Here is a 16076-nt window from a genome sequence, read left to right as displayed (position 1 = left end):
ATTAAAAATGGAGCTGGGAAAAATGATTCGTTATTTAAAAGCTTGGGTGTTGGCGATGTTTGCGTTATTGTTGGTAGCCTGTGGGGGGGGTGGGGATCCAGGAACTGCGAGTGGAGGGAGTGGTAGCGGATCGGGTACCACGAGCGCAGCAATTGTCGTAACTTTGGTCAACAGCGCTGGCACTGCGTTGACGGTCAATGCTATTAACAAGAGCGCAACTTTTTATGCTAAGGCCGTGGTGACGAGCGCGAGCGGTGTGGCGTTGGCTAACCAACTTGTGACTTTCTCCACCGACTACACCCTGGCTACCTTGGCCGGCAATGGCGCCGCTGCGACCGCTCTGACAGACAGTGCAGGCGTGGCCACCGTGTTGATCAGCCCTCTGACGCTGACCACCACCGGTGCGGCTGTGTTAACAGCCAGCGCTACAGTAAGCAGCGCTGCGGTAACGTCCAGTCTCAATTTCAGCACCAGTGCCTCAAACGTATCATTAACTGCTCTCACAACAGCGCCTTCGACTATCGGCGCGCTTGGAACCTCGGCCGTGACCGTGGTAGGGGCGGTGAATGGCGTTGCCGCTTCAGGAATTGGCGTGACATTTTCCGTGACCTGCGGCACGTTCAGTCCAAGTACGGTCACAACTAAAACCGAAAACGGCGTTTCCGGTGTTGCCAGCGCTACCTACCAATCCGTTTCGGGTTGTGGTGCAAGCGCGGTGACCTTGACTGCTTCTGCCACCGGGGCAACGCCGCTTAGCGGCGTGATCAACGTCACGGCCGCCAGGGCTGCGAATATTGTGTTTAGTTCCGCAACACCTACATTAATGTACGCCTCCAGTGCAGCCAGTGGCAGCAAGACCTCTGTGGTCAAATTTCAGGTCTTGGACAGTTCTTCGACAGGACTGGCTTCGCAAAGCGTTGTGTTGGCTTTGTCCAATGCTGCGATTTCTTCAGGTGTCAAGTTTTCGCAGAGTGGCGTGACCAGTACGGCTGCGCAGACGGTTACAACCGACAGCAGTGGTTTCGCCAGTATCGCTGTGGCATCCGGGACGTTGCCAACCACGGTCACGGTCACGGCGACTTTGGCATCTGACAGTACCATTTCTGCGTCATCTTTGGGGTTGGTCGTTACCACTGGTGCGGCGACTCAGAATTCTGCCTCCTTGAGCGCGACCAAGCTCAGTATCGAAGCATGGAATACCGACGGCATCACGACCGTCCTGACAATGCGTGTGGCAGACCGGCTTGGTAATCCTGTACCAAATGGGACCTCGGTGAATTTTGTAGCAACGGCAGGCTTGGTAACTGGTAGTTGCACGACTGTTGCTTCGGCTTGCTCTGTCACGTACACCAGTCAGGGAACCCGCCCCGCCAATGGCCGGGTTGCGATTCTGGCTTATCTTGACGGTGAGGAAAGTTTTGTCGATCTGAACGGCGATAACATCTGGCAGTCTGGTGAAACCTTCTACGGTGCTGGCAAAGCCTACATTGACGAGAACGAAGACGGGGCTTGGGCTAGCGGCGAGCAAATCATTGACATAAGCACAAACAATGCTACCTGCGTGAATGCGACGAACACCTATCCTGCAATTGTTAGCACCTGTGGTAGCAGCACCACTTGGAGCAGCGCGATCCGCGTGCGTAAGCAGACGGTCATCACCCTTGCCACTTCCAATGCCACGATTGCATGCGTGACGAGGAATATCGGCCAACCAGGTGGTTACGTCACCTCGTCTAATTGCGCCACATCACCTGGTCGCAGCACATCGGGTTTTACCGTGTTTGTCCATGACATAAATTTCAACGGCAACAACCGTGGTAATCAGTTCGGCGCGTCAGCGTTGTACAACGCCATGCCTACCGGAACGACGGTTTCTGCGGCCATAACCACTACTGGCGCAACCTGCACAGTGACAGCGGTAAGCCCGAATGTTGTGTTGAACTCATCCAACGGCGACTTGCATGACATCGTGTTGAGCGGTGCGGCTGACTGTGCCACCGTCAATATAGCCGTGTCGGTTACCTCGCCTAGTGGAATCACAACTACGCAACCCTATCCTTGATCAGTTTAGTCGGCCTCCCCGGCTCCGGTAAGTCCACTGTAGGCCGCCAACTCGCCCGGCGGTTACAAGTCCCCTTCATCGACTCCGACCACGTGATCGAGCAGCGCATAGGTTGCTCGATCCGTGAGTTCTTCGAACGCGAGGGGGAATCGCGTTTCCGCGATGTCGAGGCAGAAGTGATTGACGTGCTGACCCTTAACGGTCCTGGCGTTTTGGCTACCGGCGGCGGCACGGTGTTGCGGCCTGCGAACCGCGAGGCCTTGCATGCGCGGGGCCAGGTGGTCTATCTGCGTTCCACCCCTGAAGAGGTTTTTCGCCGGTTGCGCCACGATGTGAACCGGCCTTTGCTGCAGGTGGTCGATCCTTTGAACCGGCTGCGCGACCTGTTTGCCACCCGCGACCCGCTGTACCGCGAAACCTCGCACTTTGTGATCGAGACTGGGCGGCCGTCTGTCTCCACGCTGGTTAACATGATCATCATGCAGCTGGAACTTGGCGGCAGCGCTCCACCATCTTGAGTATGCAGGGCAGGCAATAGCGCGGGCTTCGCCTTAAACTGTGTGGCTATGTCCGACTTTATTCAGCCCTCTCAGTCTCTACAGCCTTTACAGGCCATCAAGCACCATACCGTCCACATCGCCCTGGGCGACCGCAGCTACCCCATCGCCATCGGCACCGGCTTGCTGGACAACCCGGCCACCTGGGCCGACTTGCCGCGTGCGGCCACGGCTCTGATCGTTACCAACACCACCGTTAGCCCGCTGTACGCCCAGCGCCTGCAGGCTGCGCTGTACAGCCATTACCCCACCATCCACACTGTGGTGCTGCCGGATGGAGAGGCGTATAAAACCTGGGAAACTTTGAACCTGATTTTTGATGCACTGCTGGGCCATGGTTGCGACCGCAAAACTGTGCTGTTCGCCCTGGGCGGCGGCGTGGTGGGCGACATGACTGGCTTTGCTGCGGCCAGCTACATGCGCGGGGTGCCTTTTGTGCAGGTGCCGACCACGCTGCTGGCGCAAGTGGACTCCAGCGTGGGCGGCAAAACCGCCATCAACCATCCACTGGGCAAGAATATGGTGGGAGCGTTCTACCAGCCCTGCAAAGTGGTCTGCGACCTGGATACGCTGGCCACACTGCCGCCGCGGGAACTCAGCGCCGGGTTGGCCGAAATCATCAAATACGGGCCCATCGCCGATATGGCTTTGCTGGACTGGCTGGATGCGCATATGGATGCCCTGCGCGCGGGCGATATGGCCGCTCTGACCCATGCGGTGCGGCGAAGTTGCGAGATCAAAGCCACCGTGGTGGGCCAGGACGAGCGCGAAGCCGGTCTGCGCGCCATTTTGAACTTTGGCCACACCTTTGGCCACGCCATCGAGGCCGGCATGGGCTACGGCGCCTGGCTGCACGGCGAGGGCGTGGGCAGCGGCATGGTGATGGCGGCACACCTGTCGCAGAGGCTAGGCCTGATCGACATGGCTCTGGTGCAGCGCCTGACACAGCTTATCCAGCGTGCGGGCTTGCCCACGGTGGGTGCGGTGCTGGACGCCACCGACAACGCCGGCCGCTACCTGCAACTGATGCGGGTGGACAAAAAAGCCGAGGCCGGCGAAATCAAGTTCGTGCTGATAGGCCCACCCGGCAGCGCCACCGTACGCGGTGCGCCCGATGCCCTGGTGCGTGCGGTGGTCGATGCCTGTTGCCCCTAAGCCATTTTTATGCTTGCTATTGAAATAATAGCTGCTGGCGTAGGTTTTATATGCGCTAGAGGCCTCTTTTTTATACATCAATGCCATTAGCCACCTACGCTTGCGACCCGGCGCAAACCCGGGGCCGCCGCTTCTTTGAGGCCGCTGCGCCCACCCGCACAGAGTTCCAGCGCGACCGCGACCGCATCGTCCATTCCACCGCGTTCCGCCGCCTGGTCTATAAAACCCAGGTGTTCCTGAACCACGAGGGTGATCTGTTCCGCACCCGGCTCACCCATTCGCTGGAGGTGGCCCAACTGGGCCGCTCCATCGCCCGCGCGCTGGACCTGAACGAAGACCTGGTCGAGGCGATTGCCCTGGCCCACGACCTGGGTCACACCCCCTTTGGCCACGCCGGGCAAGATGCGCTGAACACCTGCATGGCCGAGTTTGGGGGCTTCGAGCACAACCTGCAAAGCCTGCGCGTCGTGGATGCGCTGGAAGAGCGTTACCCGCTGTTTGACGGCCTGAACCTCACCTTTGAAACCCGTGAGGGCATCCTCAAGCACTGCTCCCGCACCAATGCGGAAAATCTGGGCGATGTGGGCCAGCGTTTTCTGGACCGCACCCAGCCCAGCCTGGAAGCCCAGCTTTGCAACCTGGCCGACGAAATCGCCTATAACGCCCACGACATCGACGACGGTGTGCGCTCTGGCCTGATCACCCTCGCGCAGTTGCAAGACGTGCCGCTGGTCGCGCATTTCCACCAGCAAACCCTGGCAGAGCACCCGCATTTGCAAGGCCGCCGTGTGCTGTACGAGTCTATCCGCCGCATGCTCAGCGCCCAGGTCTACGATGTGATCGCCGCCACCCAGGCCGCCTTGCAGGCTGCCCAGCCGACCCGTGTGGATGCTGCCCGCCAATGCGCGCCCTTGGTGTGCTTCAGCCCGGCCATGCGGGCGCAGTCGCTGGAACTAAAGCGCTTTTTGATGAAAAACCTGTACCGCCACCCGCAGGTGATGGCCATGACCACGCAAGCGCAAACCATGGTGCAAGACCTCTTTAAAGCCTACCTGGCCGCGCCGCAGGAAATGGCCCCTGCGTATACCGAAAGAGCCGCTTTGGCCGCTGCCAATACCCCGCGTGTCGTGGCCGACTATCTGGCCGGCATGACCGACCGCTTTGCCGCCCGCGAGCACGAGCGGTTGACCGGGCAAAAACTGCTTGGCTAAAAATAACAAAGAGATATTCTGTGAGCTTTCTGAACCAACTCAAAACCCAGGCCCACGCGCTGCGCAACCAGCAAGATGCTGTGCAGCTATCCATGGAAGCCCGTGTGGCGCAAACGGAAACCGCCTGCCACACCGTGTCGGTGTATTTGGCCGACCTGGCGCAGCAGCTCAACGTCATCACCCCGGCCGCGTGCGCCTTCACGCTGGACGGTAAAACCCCCTGGCCCGCGATGAAGATGGCCGACTTCCGCTGCGACGTGCGGCAAAAGCGCCTGCACCATATGGGTGGGGTGGACGTGACCGACTACATCGGCATGGGCTGGCGCGTGCTGCCCCAGGCCGGGCCGCCGGTGAAGGCGGCGGTGAGCGTCAACTTCCCGCCCGAGCTGGAGCGCGTCGAATCCCGGCTGGCGCTGGGCCACCTGAAGCACGAGCGCCTGGAGCAGCGCCACCCTGACACCAACAAGCTGCTGGCCATCCGTTTTGAGTACACCACCGAGCTGCTGGGCAGCGTGCGCATCACCCCCGACCACGATCAGTCGCGCGTTGCATTCCGCATCAGCAACGCCACCGGCTTCGAGGTGCACACCACCGAGCTGGCCGCTGCCGACATCAACCCCGCTGTGCTGGACGAACTGGCCCGCCTGCTGGTGGCCCAGCCCAGCCGTTTTCTGCGCTAAGCCATGGTTAGCGACGCTACCGTGGTAGCCGACATACGCCGCTGGCTGGAGCGCGCGGTGATCGGCCTAAACCTGTGCCCCTTCGCCAAAGCCGTGCACACCAAGGGCCAGATCCACTACGCCGTGAGCGCAGCCACCGACACCGAAACTTTGCGCCAAGACTTGATTTATGAGCTAAATAGCCTTCTAGCCCAAGATCCGTCTGCACGAGATACTACGCTTTTGATAGCGCCCCATGTGCTGGCCGATTTTCTGGATTACAACGATTTTTTGGGCGTTGCCGACCGTGTATTGCGCAAGATGAAGCTGGAAGGCACGGTGCAGATCGCCAGCTTCCACCCCGACTTCCAGTTTGGCGGTACGGATGCCGACGACATCACCAACGCCACCAACCGCGCCCCCTACCCCTGCCTGCACCTCCTGCGCGAGGCCAGCATCGACCGTGCTGTGGCCGCCTTTCCCGAAGCCGAAACCATTTTCGAGCGCAACAAGGCGACGATGGAGGCGCTGGGCCCAAGCGGCTGGGACGCGCTGGGCGTGGGAAAATCACCCGATGAAGACCCCCAAAAGTAAGCCTCTCGCCGCTCCCGGGCTGCCGCCCGAAATCGACCCCGCCCAGTCTGTCGAGCTGCTCAAAGAGCTGCATATCCTGACCCGTGATGGCAAGCTCAACCAGGATTCGCGGCGCAAGCTCAAGCAGGTCTACCACCTGTTCCAGTTCATCGAAAAATTGCTGGGCGAGCTACCTGCCAGCAATACGGGTTTGACTTTGGCCGACCACGGTGCGGGTAAGTCTTACCTGGGCTTCATCGTCTACGACCTGTACTTCAAAGCCTTGTGCGCGGGCCATATCTATGGCATCGAAACACGGGCCGAGCTGGTCACCAAGTCGCAAGAACTCGCCGCGCGCCTGGGTTTTGAGCGCATGTCTTTTCTCAATCTGAGCGTGGCCGAATCCACCCAGTCGGCGCTGCTGCCCGAGCGCATCGATGTGGTCACTGCCCTGCACGCCTGCGACACCGCCACCGACGACGCAATTGCCTTCGGCCTGCAAAAGAACGCCCGCGCCATGGTGCTGGTGCCCTGTTGCCAGGCCGAGGTAGCGGCCTGCCTGCGCCAGAACAAAGCCTTAAACGGCAGCAAAACACCGTTGTCCGAACTCTGGCGGCACCCATTGCACACCCGCGAAATGGGCAGCCAGATCACCAATGTGCTGCGCTGCTTGTACCTGGAGGCCTGGGGCTACCAAGTCACTGTGACCGAGCTGGTCGGCTGGGAGCACAGCATGAAAAACGAGCTGATCATCGCCAAACACACTGGTCATAAGAAGCGCGCTGCGGCCGAACGCCTGGCGGCGCTGTTGGCCGAGTTCGGCCTGTCGGCCCTGCTGGCCACACGCTTCAAGTTGCCCGACACACCAGGAGTCTGAACATGTCTTCCCTCCCACTTGGCGCTTTTTTACCCCAGGCCAGCCCGCTGGTGCTGGGCTGCATGGGTCTAGGCGGCGGCTGGGATACGCAGCCCCTGTCTGCATCTGACGTGGACAACGCCCAGGCCGCTACCGAGGCCGCCTTGGCGGCGGGCATCACCCTGTTTGACCATGCCAACATCTACACGCTGGGCAAGGCCGAAGAGAGTTTTGGCCGCCTGTTCCAGCGCCAGCCCTCGCTACGGCAAAGCCTGTTGCTGCAGTCCAAATGCGGTATCCGTTTTGCCGATGCGCATGGCCCCAAGCGCTACGACCTGTCGGCGCAGCACATCGTGGAAAGTGTGGACGCAATTTTGCGCAGGCTGCAGACCGATTATCTGGATGTGCTGATCCTGCACCGTCCCGATCCGCTCATGCAGCCCGCCGAGGTGGCCCAGGCTTGGCAGCAGATCAAGGCCGCAGGCAAGGCGCGCTTCCTGGGCGTATCGAACATGCACGCCGCGCAGATGGGCTGGTTGCAGCAGGCGCTTGGGGAGCCGCTGGTGGTGAACCAACTGGAGATGAGCCTGCTCAAGCGCGACTGGCTGGAGGTGGCCACCGGCTTTAATGACGCGCAAGGCGCATCCTATCTGGCGTGGGACGGCACCTTGGAATATGCGCAGCAGCACGGCATGCAGCTACAGGCTTGGGGGGCCTTGGCACGCGGCTGGTTGAGCGGCGCGGCGCCTGTCGATGCATCTCCCTCTGTGCGCGGAGCGGCAGATTGCGTACAGCAACTGGCACAGGCCCATGGCGTGGCTGCCGAGGCCATCGTGCTGGCTTGGTTGATGCAGCACCCTGCGCGCATCCAGCCCGTGGTGGGCACTACCGACCCCCAGCGCATCCGTGCCTGCGCGCAGGCCACGCAAGTGGCGCTGAGCCGCGGCGAGTGGTACCGGCTCTATGAGGCCGCCCGAGGCCGTGAACTTCCCTGAACGCGTTTTTAGCGGCGCTGCGCCCAAAAGCCGCCGCGCAACTGCCAGCCGTTGCCGCTCGGCACCCATTTGTGGGGTGTCCATTGGTAGCCAGGGCGATGCGCTTCCCAGTGGCCTGGATGCCAGACATGCCGTCCGCCTTCCCAGAACCAGGCACCTGACAGCCAGAAATAGCCTGCTGGTGCCACGCCAATCACTTCTTGCTGCGGTGGCGGTGGTGCCACATCGGCGTAAATAATTTCGGTTTGCACCTGCGGTGCCGGTGCAGTGCGGTACACCACCTGCTGGCGGGGTGGTGCCACCACGCAGCCGGACAGCGCAACACCGCCTAAAAGGGCTGCCAGTGCGCCAGTAGTAAGGCGAAAAGCCATGGATATCTCCCAAGTGGAATGGTGAAAAGGTCTCCTATCCACAACCCGCTGCGGGCTCCACGGAGTGACATCGCCCCCGTAACGTTGCGTAAAGAAAAATAGGGGTCAGAACCCGATTAACATCGCGCATCCACTCATTGCTGCGCACATGGCCCGTCTTCCCCGACTCACCGTTCCTGGCTACCCCCACCACATCATCCAGCGCGGCAACAACCGCCAAGCCATTTTTGTCCACCCGGGTGATTACGGCCTGCTGCTGGGCCTGCTGACCGAAAACGCCAAAAAGTTTAGTGTGCAGGTTCATGCCTATGTGCTGATGACCAACCACTTTCATCTGCTGGCAACGCCCACCACGGCCGAGGGTCTGCCGCAAATGATGCAGGCGGTGGGCCGCAGCTATGTGCGCTATTTCAACGACGCGCAGGGCCGCAGTGGCACCCTGTGGGAGGGGCGCTACAAATCGACTTTGGTACAAACCGACCGCTACCTGCTGGCCTGCATGGCCTACATCGACCTGAATCCGGTGCGGGCCGGCATGGTGGCCGACCCGCGTGACTACGCTTGGTCCAGCTACGGCCACCACATTGGCCAGCGGGCTGACAAACTGGTCACGCCGCACCCGCTGTGGTGGGCGCTGGGCAACACGCCGTTTGCACGCGAGGTGGCTTATGCCAAATTGGTGCATGCAGGTATCACCGCAGAGCAACAGCAGCAGCTGACCCAGTCGGTACTGCGTGGATGGGCTCTGGGCGACGCAGGTTTTGTGGCGGATTTACAAAAAAGAACCGAACGCCGTGTGACCAAGGCGGTAGCGGGTAGGCCTTTTCTGCCAAAAAACCCTGAATAAAAAGTGCTTTCAGCGCTTATTTGATAAGCACAATGCGCTATTATTTTTAATATGTCCCTATTTTATTTATTGATAGATTGATTGGCGGTTAATTGGAATCTGACCCCTATTGTTCTGCTTGGCATTGTTGTTGCTGTGGTTTATGCTTCGATTCCCCGCGAAATACCCGGGACTTGCGTAGGGCTCTTTGGGCGAAGCGTAAGTCCTAACAAATATAGGAGAGCGCCATGACAACGGCTGCCGAGATCCAGTATCTCAAAGACCACGGTTTGTATTCCTCCAGCAACGAGCACGATGCTTGCGGCCTGGGTTTTGTAGCCCATATCAAGGGTGAAAAGCGCCACGATATCGTCACCCAGGCGCTGAAGATCCTGGAAAATATCGACCACCGGGGTGCCGTGGGTGCCGACCCGCTGATGGGCGATGGCGCGGGTATTCTGATCCAGATCCCCGACGCGCTGTACCGCGAAGAAATGGCCCGGGCTGGAACGGCCCCTGACGGCTCCGTAGGTGTGACCCTGCCTCCCGCCGGTGAGTACGGTGTGGGCATGATCTTCCTGCCCAAAGAGCACGCCTCCCGCCAGGCCTGCGAACAAGAGATGGAGCGCGCCATCAAGGCCGAAGGCCAGGTATTTCTGGGCTGGCGCGATGTGCCGGTGGACAAGGACATGCCCATGTCGCCCACGGTGCGCAAGACCGAGCCGCTCTTGAAGCAGGTGTTCATTGGCCGCGGCGACGACGTGATCGTGCAAGACGCGCTGGAGCGCAAGCTGTACGTGATCCGCAAGACCGCCAGCGCCAACATCCAGAACCTCAAGCTCAAGCACAGCAAAGAGTATTACGTGCCCAGCATGTCCAGCCGCACGGTCATCTACAAGGGCCTGCTGCTGGCCGACCAGGTGGGCGTGTACTACAAGGATTTGTCCGACGAGCGCTGCGTCTCAGCCATCGGCCTGGTGCACCAGCGCTTCTCCACCAACACCTTCCCCGAGTGGCCGCTGGCCCACCCGTACCGCTATGTGGCGCACAACGGTGAGATCAACACCGTCAAGGGCAACTACAACTGGATGAAGGCCCGCGAAGGCGTGATGGCCAGTCCGGTGCTGGCCGCCGACCTGGGCAAGCTGTACCCTATCAGCTTCCCCGGCCAGTCGGATACCGCCACCTTCGACAACTGCCTGGAACTGCTGACCATGGCCGGCTACCCCATCAGCCAGGCTGTGATGATGATGATTCCCGAGCCCTGGGAACAGCACACGCAGATGGACGAGCGCCGCCGCGCCTTCTATGAATACCACGCAGCGATGATGGAACCCTGGGACGGCCCGGCCTCCATCGTGTTCACCGATGGCCGCCAGATCGGTGCCACGCTGGACCGCAACGGCCTGCGCCCCTCGCGCTACTGCGTCACCGACGATGACCTGGTCATCATGGCCTCCGAGTCAGGCGTGCTGCCCGTGCCCGAGAACAAGATCGTCCGCAAATGGCGTCTCCAGCCCGGCAAGATGTTCCTGATCGACCTGGAACAGGGCCGCATGATCGACGACGACGAGCTCAAGGCCAACATCGTCAACACCAAGCCCTACAAGCAGTGGATCGACAACCTGCGCATCAAGCTCGACAGCGTGCCTGCCGACTCGGCTGCCGCCACCGTCAGCCCCACCGCGCTGCTGGACCGCCAGCAGGCCTTTGGCTACACGCAAGAAGACATCAAGTTCCTGCTCTCCCCCATGGCCCAGGCCGGGGAAGAGGGCATTGGCTCCATGGGCAACGACAGCCCCCTGGCCGTGCTCAGCGACAAGAACAAGCCGCTGTACAACTACTTCCGCCAGATGTTCGCCCAGGTGACGAACCCGCCGATCGACCCGATCCGCGAAGCCATCGTCATGTCGCTGGTGTCCTTCATCGGCCCCAAGCCCAACCTGTTGGACATCAACCAGGTCAATCCGCCGATGCGCCTGGAAGTGGCCCAGCCCATCCTCGACTTTGCCGACATGGCTAAGCTGCGCGACATCGAGCGCCACACCCACGGCAAGTTCCGCAGCCACACGCTGGACATCACCTACCCCGCCGCCTGGGGCCGCGAGGGCGTGGAAGCCAAGCTGGCCTCGCTGTGCGCCGAAGCGGTGGATGCGATCAAGGGCGGTAAAAACATCCTGATCGTCAGCGACCGCAACGTCAGCGCCACTCAAATCGCCATTCCCGCCCTGCTGGCCAGCAGCGCCCTGCACCAGCACTTGGTGACCCTGGGCCTGCGCACCACCACCGGCCTGGTGGTGGAAACCGGCACCGCCCGCGAAGTGCACCATTTCGGCGTGCTGGCAGGCTACGGTGCCGAAGCCATCCACCCCTACCTGGCGATGGAAACCCTGGCCGACCTGCACAAGGACCTGTCCGGTGCGTTGTCGCCCGATAAAGCCATTTACAACTACGTCAAAGCCATCGGCAAGGGCTTGTCCAAGATCATGTCCAAGATGGGCGTGAGCACCTACATGAGCTACTGCGGTGCGCAGCTGTTCGAGGTGATTGGCCTGAACCAGGAGACCGTGTCCAAGTACTTCACCGGCACCTCCAGCCGCGTGGAAGGCATTGGCGTGTTCGAGATTGCCGAAGAAGCCCTGCGCATGCACAAGGCTGCCTTTGGCGACGACCCGGTGCTGGCCAACATGCTGGACGCAGGCGGTGAATACGCCTGGCGCGTGCGCGGCGAAGAGCACATGTGGACCCCCGATGCCATCGCCAAGCTGCAACACAGCACCCGCGCCAACAACTGGAACACCTACAAGGAATACGCCCAGCTCATCAACGACCAAAGCCGTCGCCACATGACCCTGCGCGGCCTGTTCGAGTTCAAGATCGACCCGGCCAAGGCGATTCCGGTGGAAGAAGTTGAGTCGGCGAAAGAAATTGTCAAGCGCTTCGCCACCGGTGCCATGTCTATGGGCTCGATCTCCACCGAAGCCCACACCACCCTGGCCGTGGCCATGAACCGCATTGGCGGTAAGAGCAACACCGGCGAAGGCGGCGAGGACTCCAACCGCTACCGCCAGGAGCTCAAGGGCATTCCGATCAAGCAAGGCCAAACCCTGCGCGAAATCATCGGCCCTGAAGTGGTGGAAACCGTGAACTACCCGCTGCAAGACGGCGACTCGTTGCGCAGCCGCATCAAGCAGGTGGCTTCGGGCCGCTTCGGTGTCACCGCCGAATACCTGGTGTCTTCCGACCAGATCCAGATCAAGATGGCCCAGGGTGCCAAGCCGGGCGAGGGCGGTCAGCTGCCCGGCGGCAAGGTGTCCGAGTACATCGGCAAGCTGCGCCACTCGGTGCCAGGCGTGGGCCTGATTTCGCCCCCGCCGCACCACGACATCTATTCGATCGAAGACTTGGCCCAGCTGATCCACGACCTGAAGAACGTGGCACCGCACGCGTCCATCAGCACCAAGCTGGTGAGTGAAGTGGGCGTGGGCACCATCGCCGCAGGCGTGACCAAGTGCAAGAGCGACCACATCGTGATCGCCGGGCACGACGGTGGCACCGGCGCATCGCCCTGGTCGTCCATCAAGCATGCCGGTGGCCCCTGGGAAATCGGCCTGGCCGAAACCCAGCAGACCCTGGTGCTGAACCGCCTGCGTGGCCGCGTGCGGGTGCAGGCCGACGGCCAGATGAAGACCGGCCGCGATGTCGCCATCGGCGCGCTGCTGGGTGCAGATGAATTCGGCTTTGCCACCGCCCCGCTGGTGGTGGAGGGCTGCATCATGATGCGCAAGTGCCACCTGAACACCTGCCCCGTGGGGGTGGCCACGCAAGACCCGGTTTTGCGCAAGAAATTCCAGGGCAAGCCCGAGCACGTGGTGAACTTCTTCTTCTTCATCGCCGAAGAAGTGCGCCAGATCATGGCCCAGCTGGGCATCCGCAAGTTTGACGACCTGATTGGCCGTGCCGACCTGCTGGACACCCGCAAAGGCATTGCCCACTGGAAGGCCAGCGGCCTGGACTTCAACCGCCTGTTCGCCCAACCCAATGTGCCGGCCGACGTGCCGCGCTACCACGTGCAAAATCAGGAGCACGGCCTGGAGAAATCGCTGGACAACGTGCTGATCGAGAAATCGCAGCCCGCCATCCTGCGCGGCGAAAAGGTCAAGTTCATGGAAGTGGCGCGCAACGTCAACCGCTCGCTGGGGGCCATGCTCTCGGGTGCGCTGACCAAGGTGCGCCCCGAAGGCCTGCCGGACGACACCATCCGCATCCAGCTCGAAGGCACGGGCGGCCAGTCGTTTGGTGCCTTCCTGGCCAACGGCATCACGCTGTACCTGATTGGCGATGCCAACGACTACACCGGCAAGGGCCTGAGCGGCGGCCGTATCGTGGTGCGCCCCAGCATCGACTTCCGTGGTGCGGCCACGCAGAACACCATCGTCGGCAACACGGTGATGTACGGCGCGACCAGCGGCGAATCCTTCTTCAGCGGCGTGGCCGGGGAGCGCTTTGCGGTGCGCCTGTCGGGTGCCACCACGGTGGTCGAAGGCACGGGCGACCACGGTTGCGAGTACATGACCGGCGGCACGGCGCTGATCCTGGGCAAGACCGGGCGCAATTTTGCCGCCGGTATGAGCGGCGGCATCGCCTACGTTTTTGATGAAGACGGCCAGTTCGCCAAGCGCTGCAACATGTCCATGGTGTCGTTGGAGCGCGTGCTGCCCTCGGGCGAGCAACAGGGCCTGGGTGTGGCCGACCAATGGCACAACGGCCAGACCGACGAGGCCCAGCTCAAGAAGCTGCTGGAAGACCACAACCGCTGGACCGGCAGCAAGCGCGCCCGTGACCTGCTCGACACCTGGGCCGAGGCCCGTGGCAAGTTCGTCAAGGTGTTCCCGCTGGAGTACCAACGTGCCTTGGGTGAAATGCATGCACGAAAAGTAGCTCTAGCGCAGGCAAAATCTGCACCAGTAGCTATTAAAAATGAAGCAGTGCCTGCCAAGTAAGCGCACCGTCTCCACGTAAATACAGGATTCAATCATGGGTAAAGTCACAGGCTTCATGGAATACGGGCGGCTGGAAGAGGGTTACAAGCCCGCCGCCGAGCGCGTCAAGCACTACAAAGAATTCGTCGTCAGCCTCGACGAATCGCAAGCCAAGATCCAGGGCGCGCGCTGCATGGACTGCGGCATTCCGTTTTGCAACAACGGTTGCCCGGTCAACAACATCATTCCGGACTTCAACGATCTGGTGTACCGCGGCGACTGGCAGAACGCGATTGCGGTGCTGCACAGCACCAACAACTTCCCCGAGTTCACCGGCCGCATTTGCCCCGCGCCCTGCGAGGCGGCCTGCACGCTGAATGTGAATGACCTGCCGGTGGGCATCAAGTCCATCGAGCACGCCATCATCAACCGCGCTTGGGATGAGGGCTGGGTCCAGCCCCGCGTAGCCAAACACAAGACTGGCAAAAAAGTGGCGGTGGTTGGCTCTGGCCCCGCAGGCTTGGCGGCGGCCCAGCAACTGGCGCGCGTGGGCCATGACGTGACGCTGTTCGAAAAGAACGACCGCGTTGGCGGCCTGCTGCGCTATGGCATCCCCGACTTCAAGATGGAAAAGACCCATATTGACCGCCGCGTGGCGCAGATGCAGGCCGAGGGTGTGACTTTCCGCACCGGCGTGATGGTGGGCGCGGCTAAAGATCCACTGGGCAAGGGCTCCAAGGTCACCAACTGGGCCAAGGAAACCATCACCCCTGAGCAGCTGCAAAAAGACTTTGACGCGGTGGTCCTCACTGGCGGTGCCGAGCAATCGCGCGACCTGCCCGTGCCCGGCCGCGAGCTGGACGGCATCCATTTCGCGATGGAATTCTTGCCCCAGCAAAACAAGGTCAACGCGGGCGACAAGGTCAAGGCGCAACTGCGCGCCGATGGCAAGAGCGTCATTGTGATTGGCGGCGGCGACACTGGCAGCGACTGCGTGGGCACCAGCAACCGCCACGGCGCGGTCAGCGTGACCCAGTTCGAGGTGATGCCCCAGCCACCCATCGAGGAAAACCGCCCCATGACCTGGCCTTACTGGCCGATCAAGCTGCGCACCAGCTCCAGCCACGTCGAAGGCTGCGAGCGCGAGTTCGCCATTTCCACCAAGGAATTCATCGGTGAAAAAGGCAAGGTCACGGGCCTGAAGACCGTGCGCGTCGAGTTCAAAGACGGCAAGCTGGTGGAAATCCCCGGTACCGAAGTCGTCATGAAGGCCGATCTGGTGCTGCTGGCCATGGGCTTTGTCAGCCCCGTGGCCAACGTGCTGGATGCCTTTGGTATCGACAAGGATGCCCGTGGCAACGCCAAGGCGCACACCGAGTTCAGCGGCGGCTACGCCACCAACGTGCCCAAGGTGTTTGCCGCGGGCGACATCCGCCGTGGCCAGAGCCTGGTGGTGTGGGCCATCCGCGAAGGCCGCCAGGCCGCGCGGGCGGTGGATGAGTTCTTGATGGGCTTCAGTGATCTGCCTAGGTAACTGTCACATACCCCAGGCTTCAAAGCTTCGCTTCTTTCGCCAACCCCCTTGCAAGGAGGCAATACCAGTGGCCTGGCAGAGCCCGTTCTGCGGTATTTTCGGAAGCGGTGTTTGAGTGCTTGGTTGTGTGCGTCAAGATCAATGCGCGGGTATAGCATTGTTGAGTATCGCGCGGCACAGCGAGCGGCTTTCTATACCCCGACGGGGCGATTTTCAGCTAGTTGCAGTTCGGCTCGCCTCTGTCGGTATCACGACGCTGATCGATGGAGTTTTTCGCGCGCTCACGGTCTTGGGT

The 16076-nt window shown here is 61.3% G+C and carries 12 protein-coding genes; 11 read left to right on the top strand and 1 reads right to left on the bottom strand.

Annotation, left to right across the window (positions count from 1 at the left end; all coding sequences use genetic code 11):
* The first annotated feature begins 7 nt into the window (after positions 1-7).
* The 8 genes from AC097L_RS20250 to AC097L_RS20215 all read left to right on the top strand — a co-directional run bounded on the left by AC097L_RS20250 (position 8) and on the right by AC097L_RS20215 (position 8068).
* Positions 8-2062: a beta strand repeat-containing protein gene (locus AC097L_RS20250; RefSeq protein WP_479588522.1), complete on the top strand. Its 2055-nt coding sequence runs from the start codon at positions 8-10 to the stop codon at positions 2060-2062.
* On the top strand, positions 2059-2580 hold the full coding sequence (locus AC097L_RS20245) for a shikimate kinase (RefSeq protein WP_479588521.1): 522 nt from the start codon (positions 2059-2061) through the stop codon (positions 2578-2580). Before AC097L_RS20250 ends, AC097L_RS20245 begins: the two co-directional genes overlap by 4 nt.
* Positions 2581-2628: 48 nt before the next feature.
* A complete protein-coding gene (gene aroB, locus AC097L_RS20240) occupies positions 2629-3774 on the top strand; it encodes a 3-dehydroquinate synthase (RefSeq protein WP_479588520.1) in 1146 nt (381 codons plus the stop codon).
* 80 nt (positions 3775-3854) lie between these two features.
* A complete protein-coding gene (locus AC097L_RS20235) occupies positions 3855-4985 on the top strand; it encodes a deoxyguanosinetriphosphate triphosphohydrolase (RefSeq protein WP_479588519.1) in 1131 nt (376 codons plus the stop codon).
* Positions 4986-5005: 20 nt separating this feature from the next.
* Complete coding sequence (locus AC097L_RS20230) at positions 5006-5665, top strand: hypothetical protein (RefSeq protein ID WP_479588518.1); 660 nt, start codon at positions 5006-5008, stop codon at positions 5663-5665.
* A 3-nt stretch (positions 5666-5668) separates the two neighbouring features.
* The gene (locus AC097L_RS20225; protein ID WP_479588517.1) at positions 5669-6238 is read left to right on the top strand and encodes a DUF1415 domain-containing protein; all 570 of its coding nucleotides are present in this window, start codon (positions 5669-5671) and stop codon (positions 6236-6238) included.
* Positions 6219-7094, top strand: a complete 876-nt coding sequence (locus AC097L_RS20220) for a class I SAM-dependent methyltransferase (RefSeq protein WP_479588516.1) — start codon at positions 6219-6221, stop codon at positions 7092-7094. The genes AC097L_RS20225 and AC097L_RS20220 overlap by 20 nt, the downstream gene beginning before the upstream one ends.
* Positions 7095-7096: 2 nt before the next feature.
* Positions 7097-8068: an aldo/keto reductase gene (locus tag AC097L_RS20215; protein ID WP_479588515.1), complete on the top strand. Its 972-nt coding sequence runs from the start codon at positions 7097-7099 to the stop codon at positions 8066-8068.
* A gap of 8 nt (positions 8069-8076) precedes the next feature.
* Here the strand turns inward: AC097L_RS20215 and AC097L_RS20210 are convergent, their stop codons facing one another.
* Complete coding sequence (locus AC097L_RS20210) at positions 8077-8439, bottom strand: hypothetical protein (RefSeq protein WP_479588514.1); 363 nt, start codon at positions 8437-8439, stop codon at positions 8077-8079.
* A gap of 148 nt (positions 8440-8587) precedes the next feature.
* On the opposite strand from AC097L_RS20210, the gene AC097L_RS20205 reads away from it, so the two are divergent.
* The 3 genes from AC097L_RS20205 (at position 8588) to AC097L_RS20195 (ending at position 15781) form a co-directional block, all read left to right on the top strand.
* Complete coding sequence (locus tag AC097L_RS20205; protein ID WP_479588513.1) at positions 8588-9286, top strand: transposase; 699 nt, start codon at positions 8588-8590, stop codon at positions 9284-9286.
* A gap of 227 nt (positions 9287-9513) precedes the next feature.
* The gene (locus tag AC097L_RS20200) at positions 9514-14268 is read left to right on the top strand and encodes a glutamate synthase-related protein (protein WP_479588512.1); all 4755 of its coding nucleotides are present in this window, start codon (positions 9514-9516) and stop codon (positions 14266-14268) included.
* A 34-nt stretch (positions 14269-14302) separates the two neighbouring features.
* Positions 14303-15781, top strand: a complete 1479-nt coding sequence (locus AC097L_RS20195; protein ID WP_479588511.1) for a glutamate synthase subunit beta — start codon at positions 14303-14305, stop codon at positions 15779-15781.
* Positions 15782-16076 lie beyond the last annotated feature (295 nt).

The organism is Rhodoferax sp. RT5P35 (genome assembly GCF_056521385.1).
Note: the sequence above shows the minus strand (reverse complement) of the source record. Positions and strands in the feature narration are given on the sequence as shown.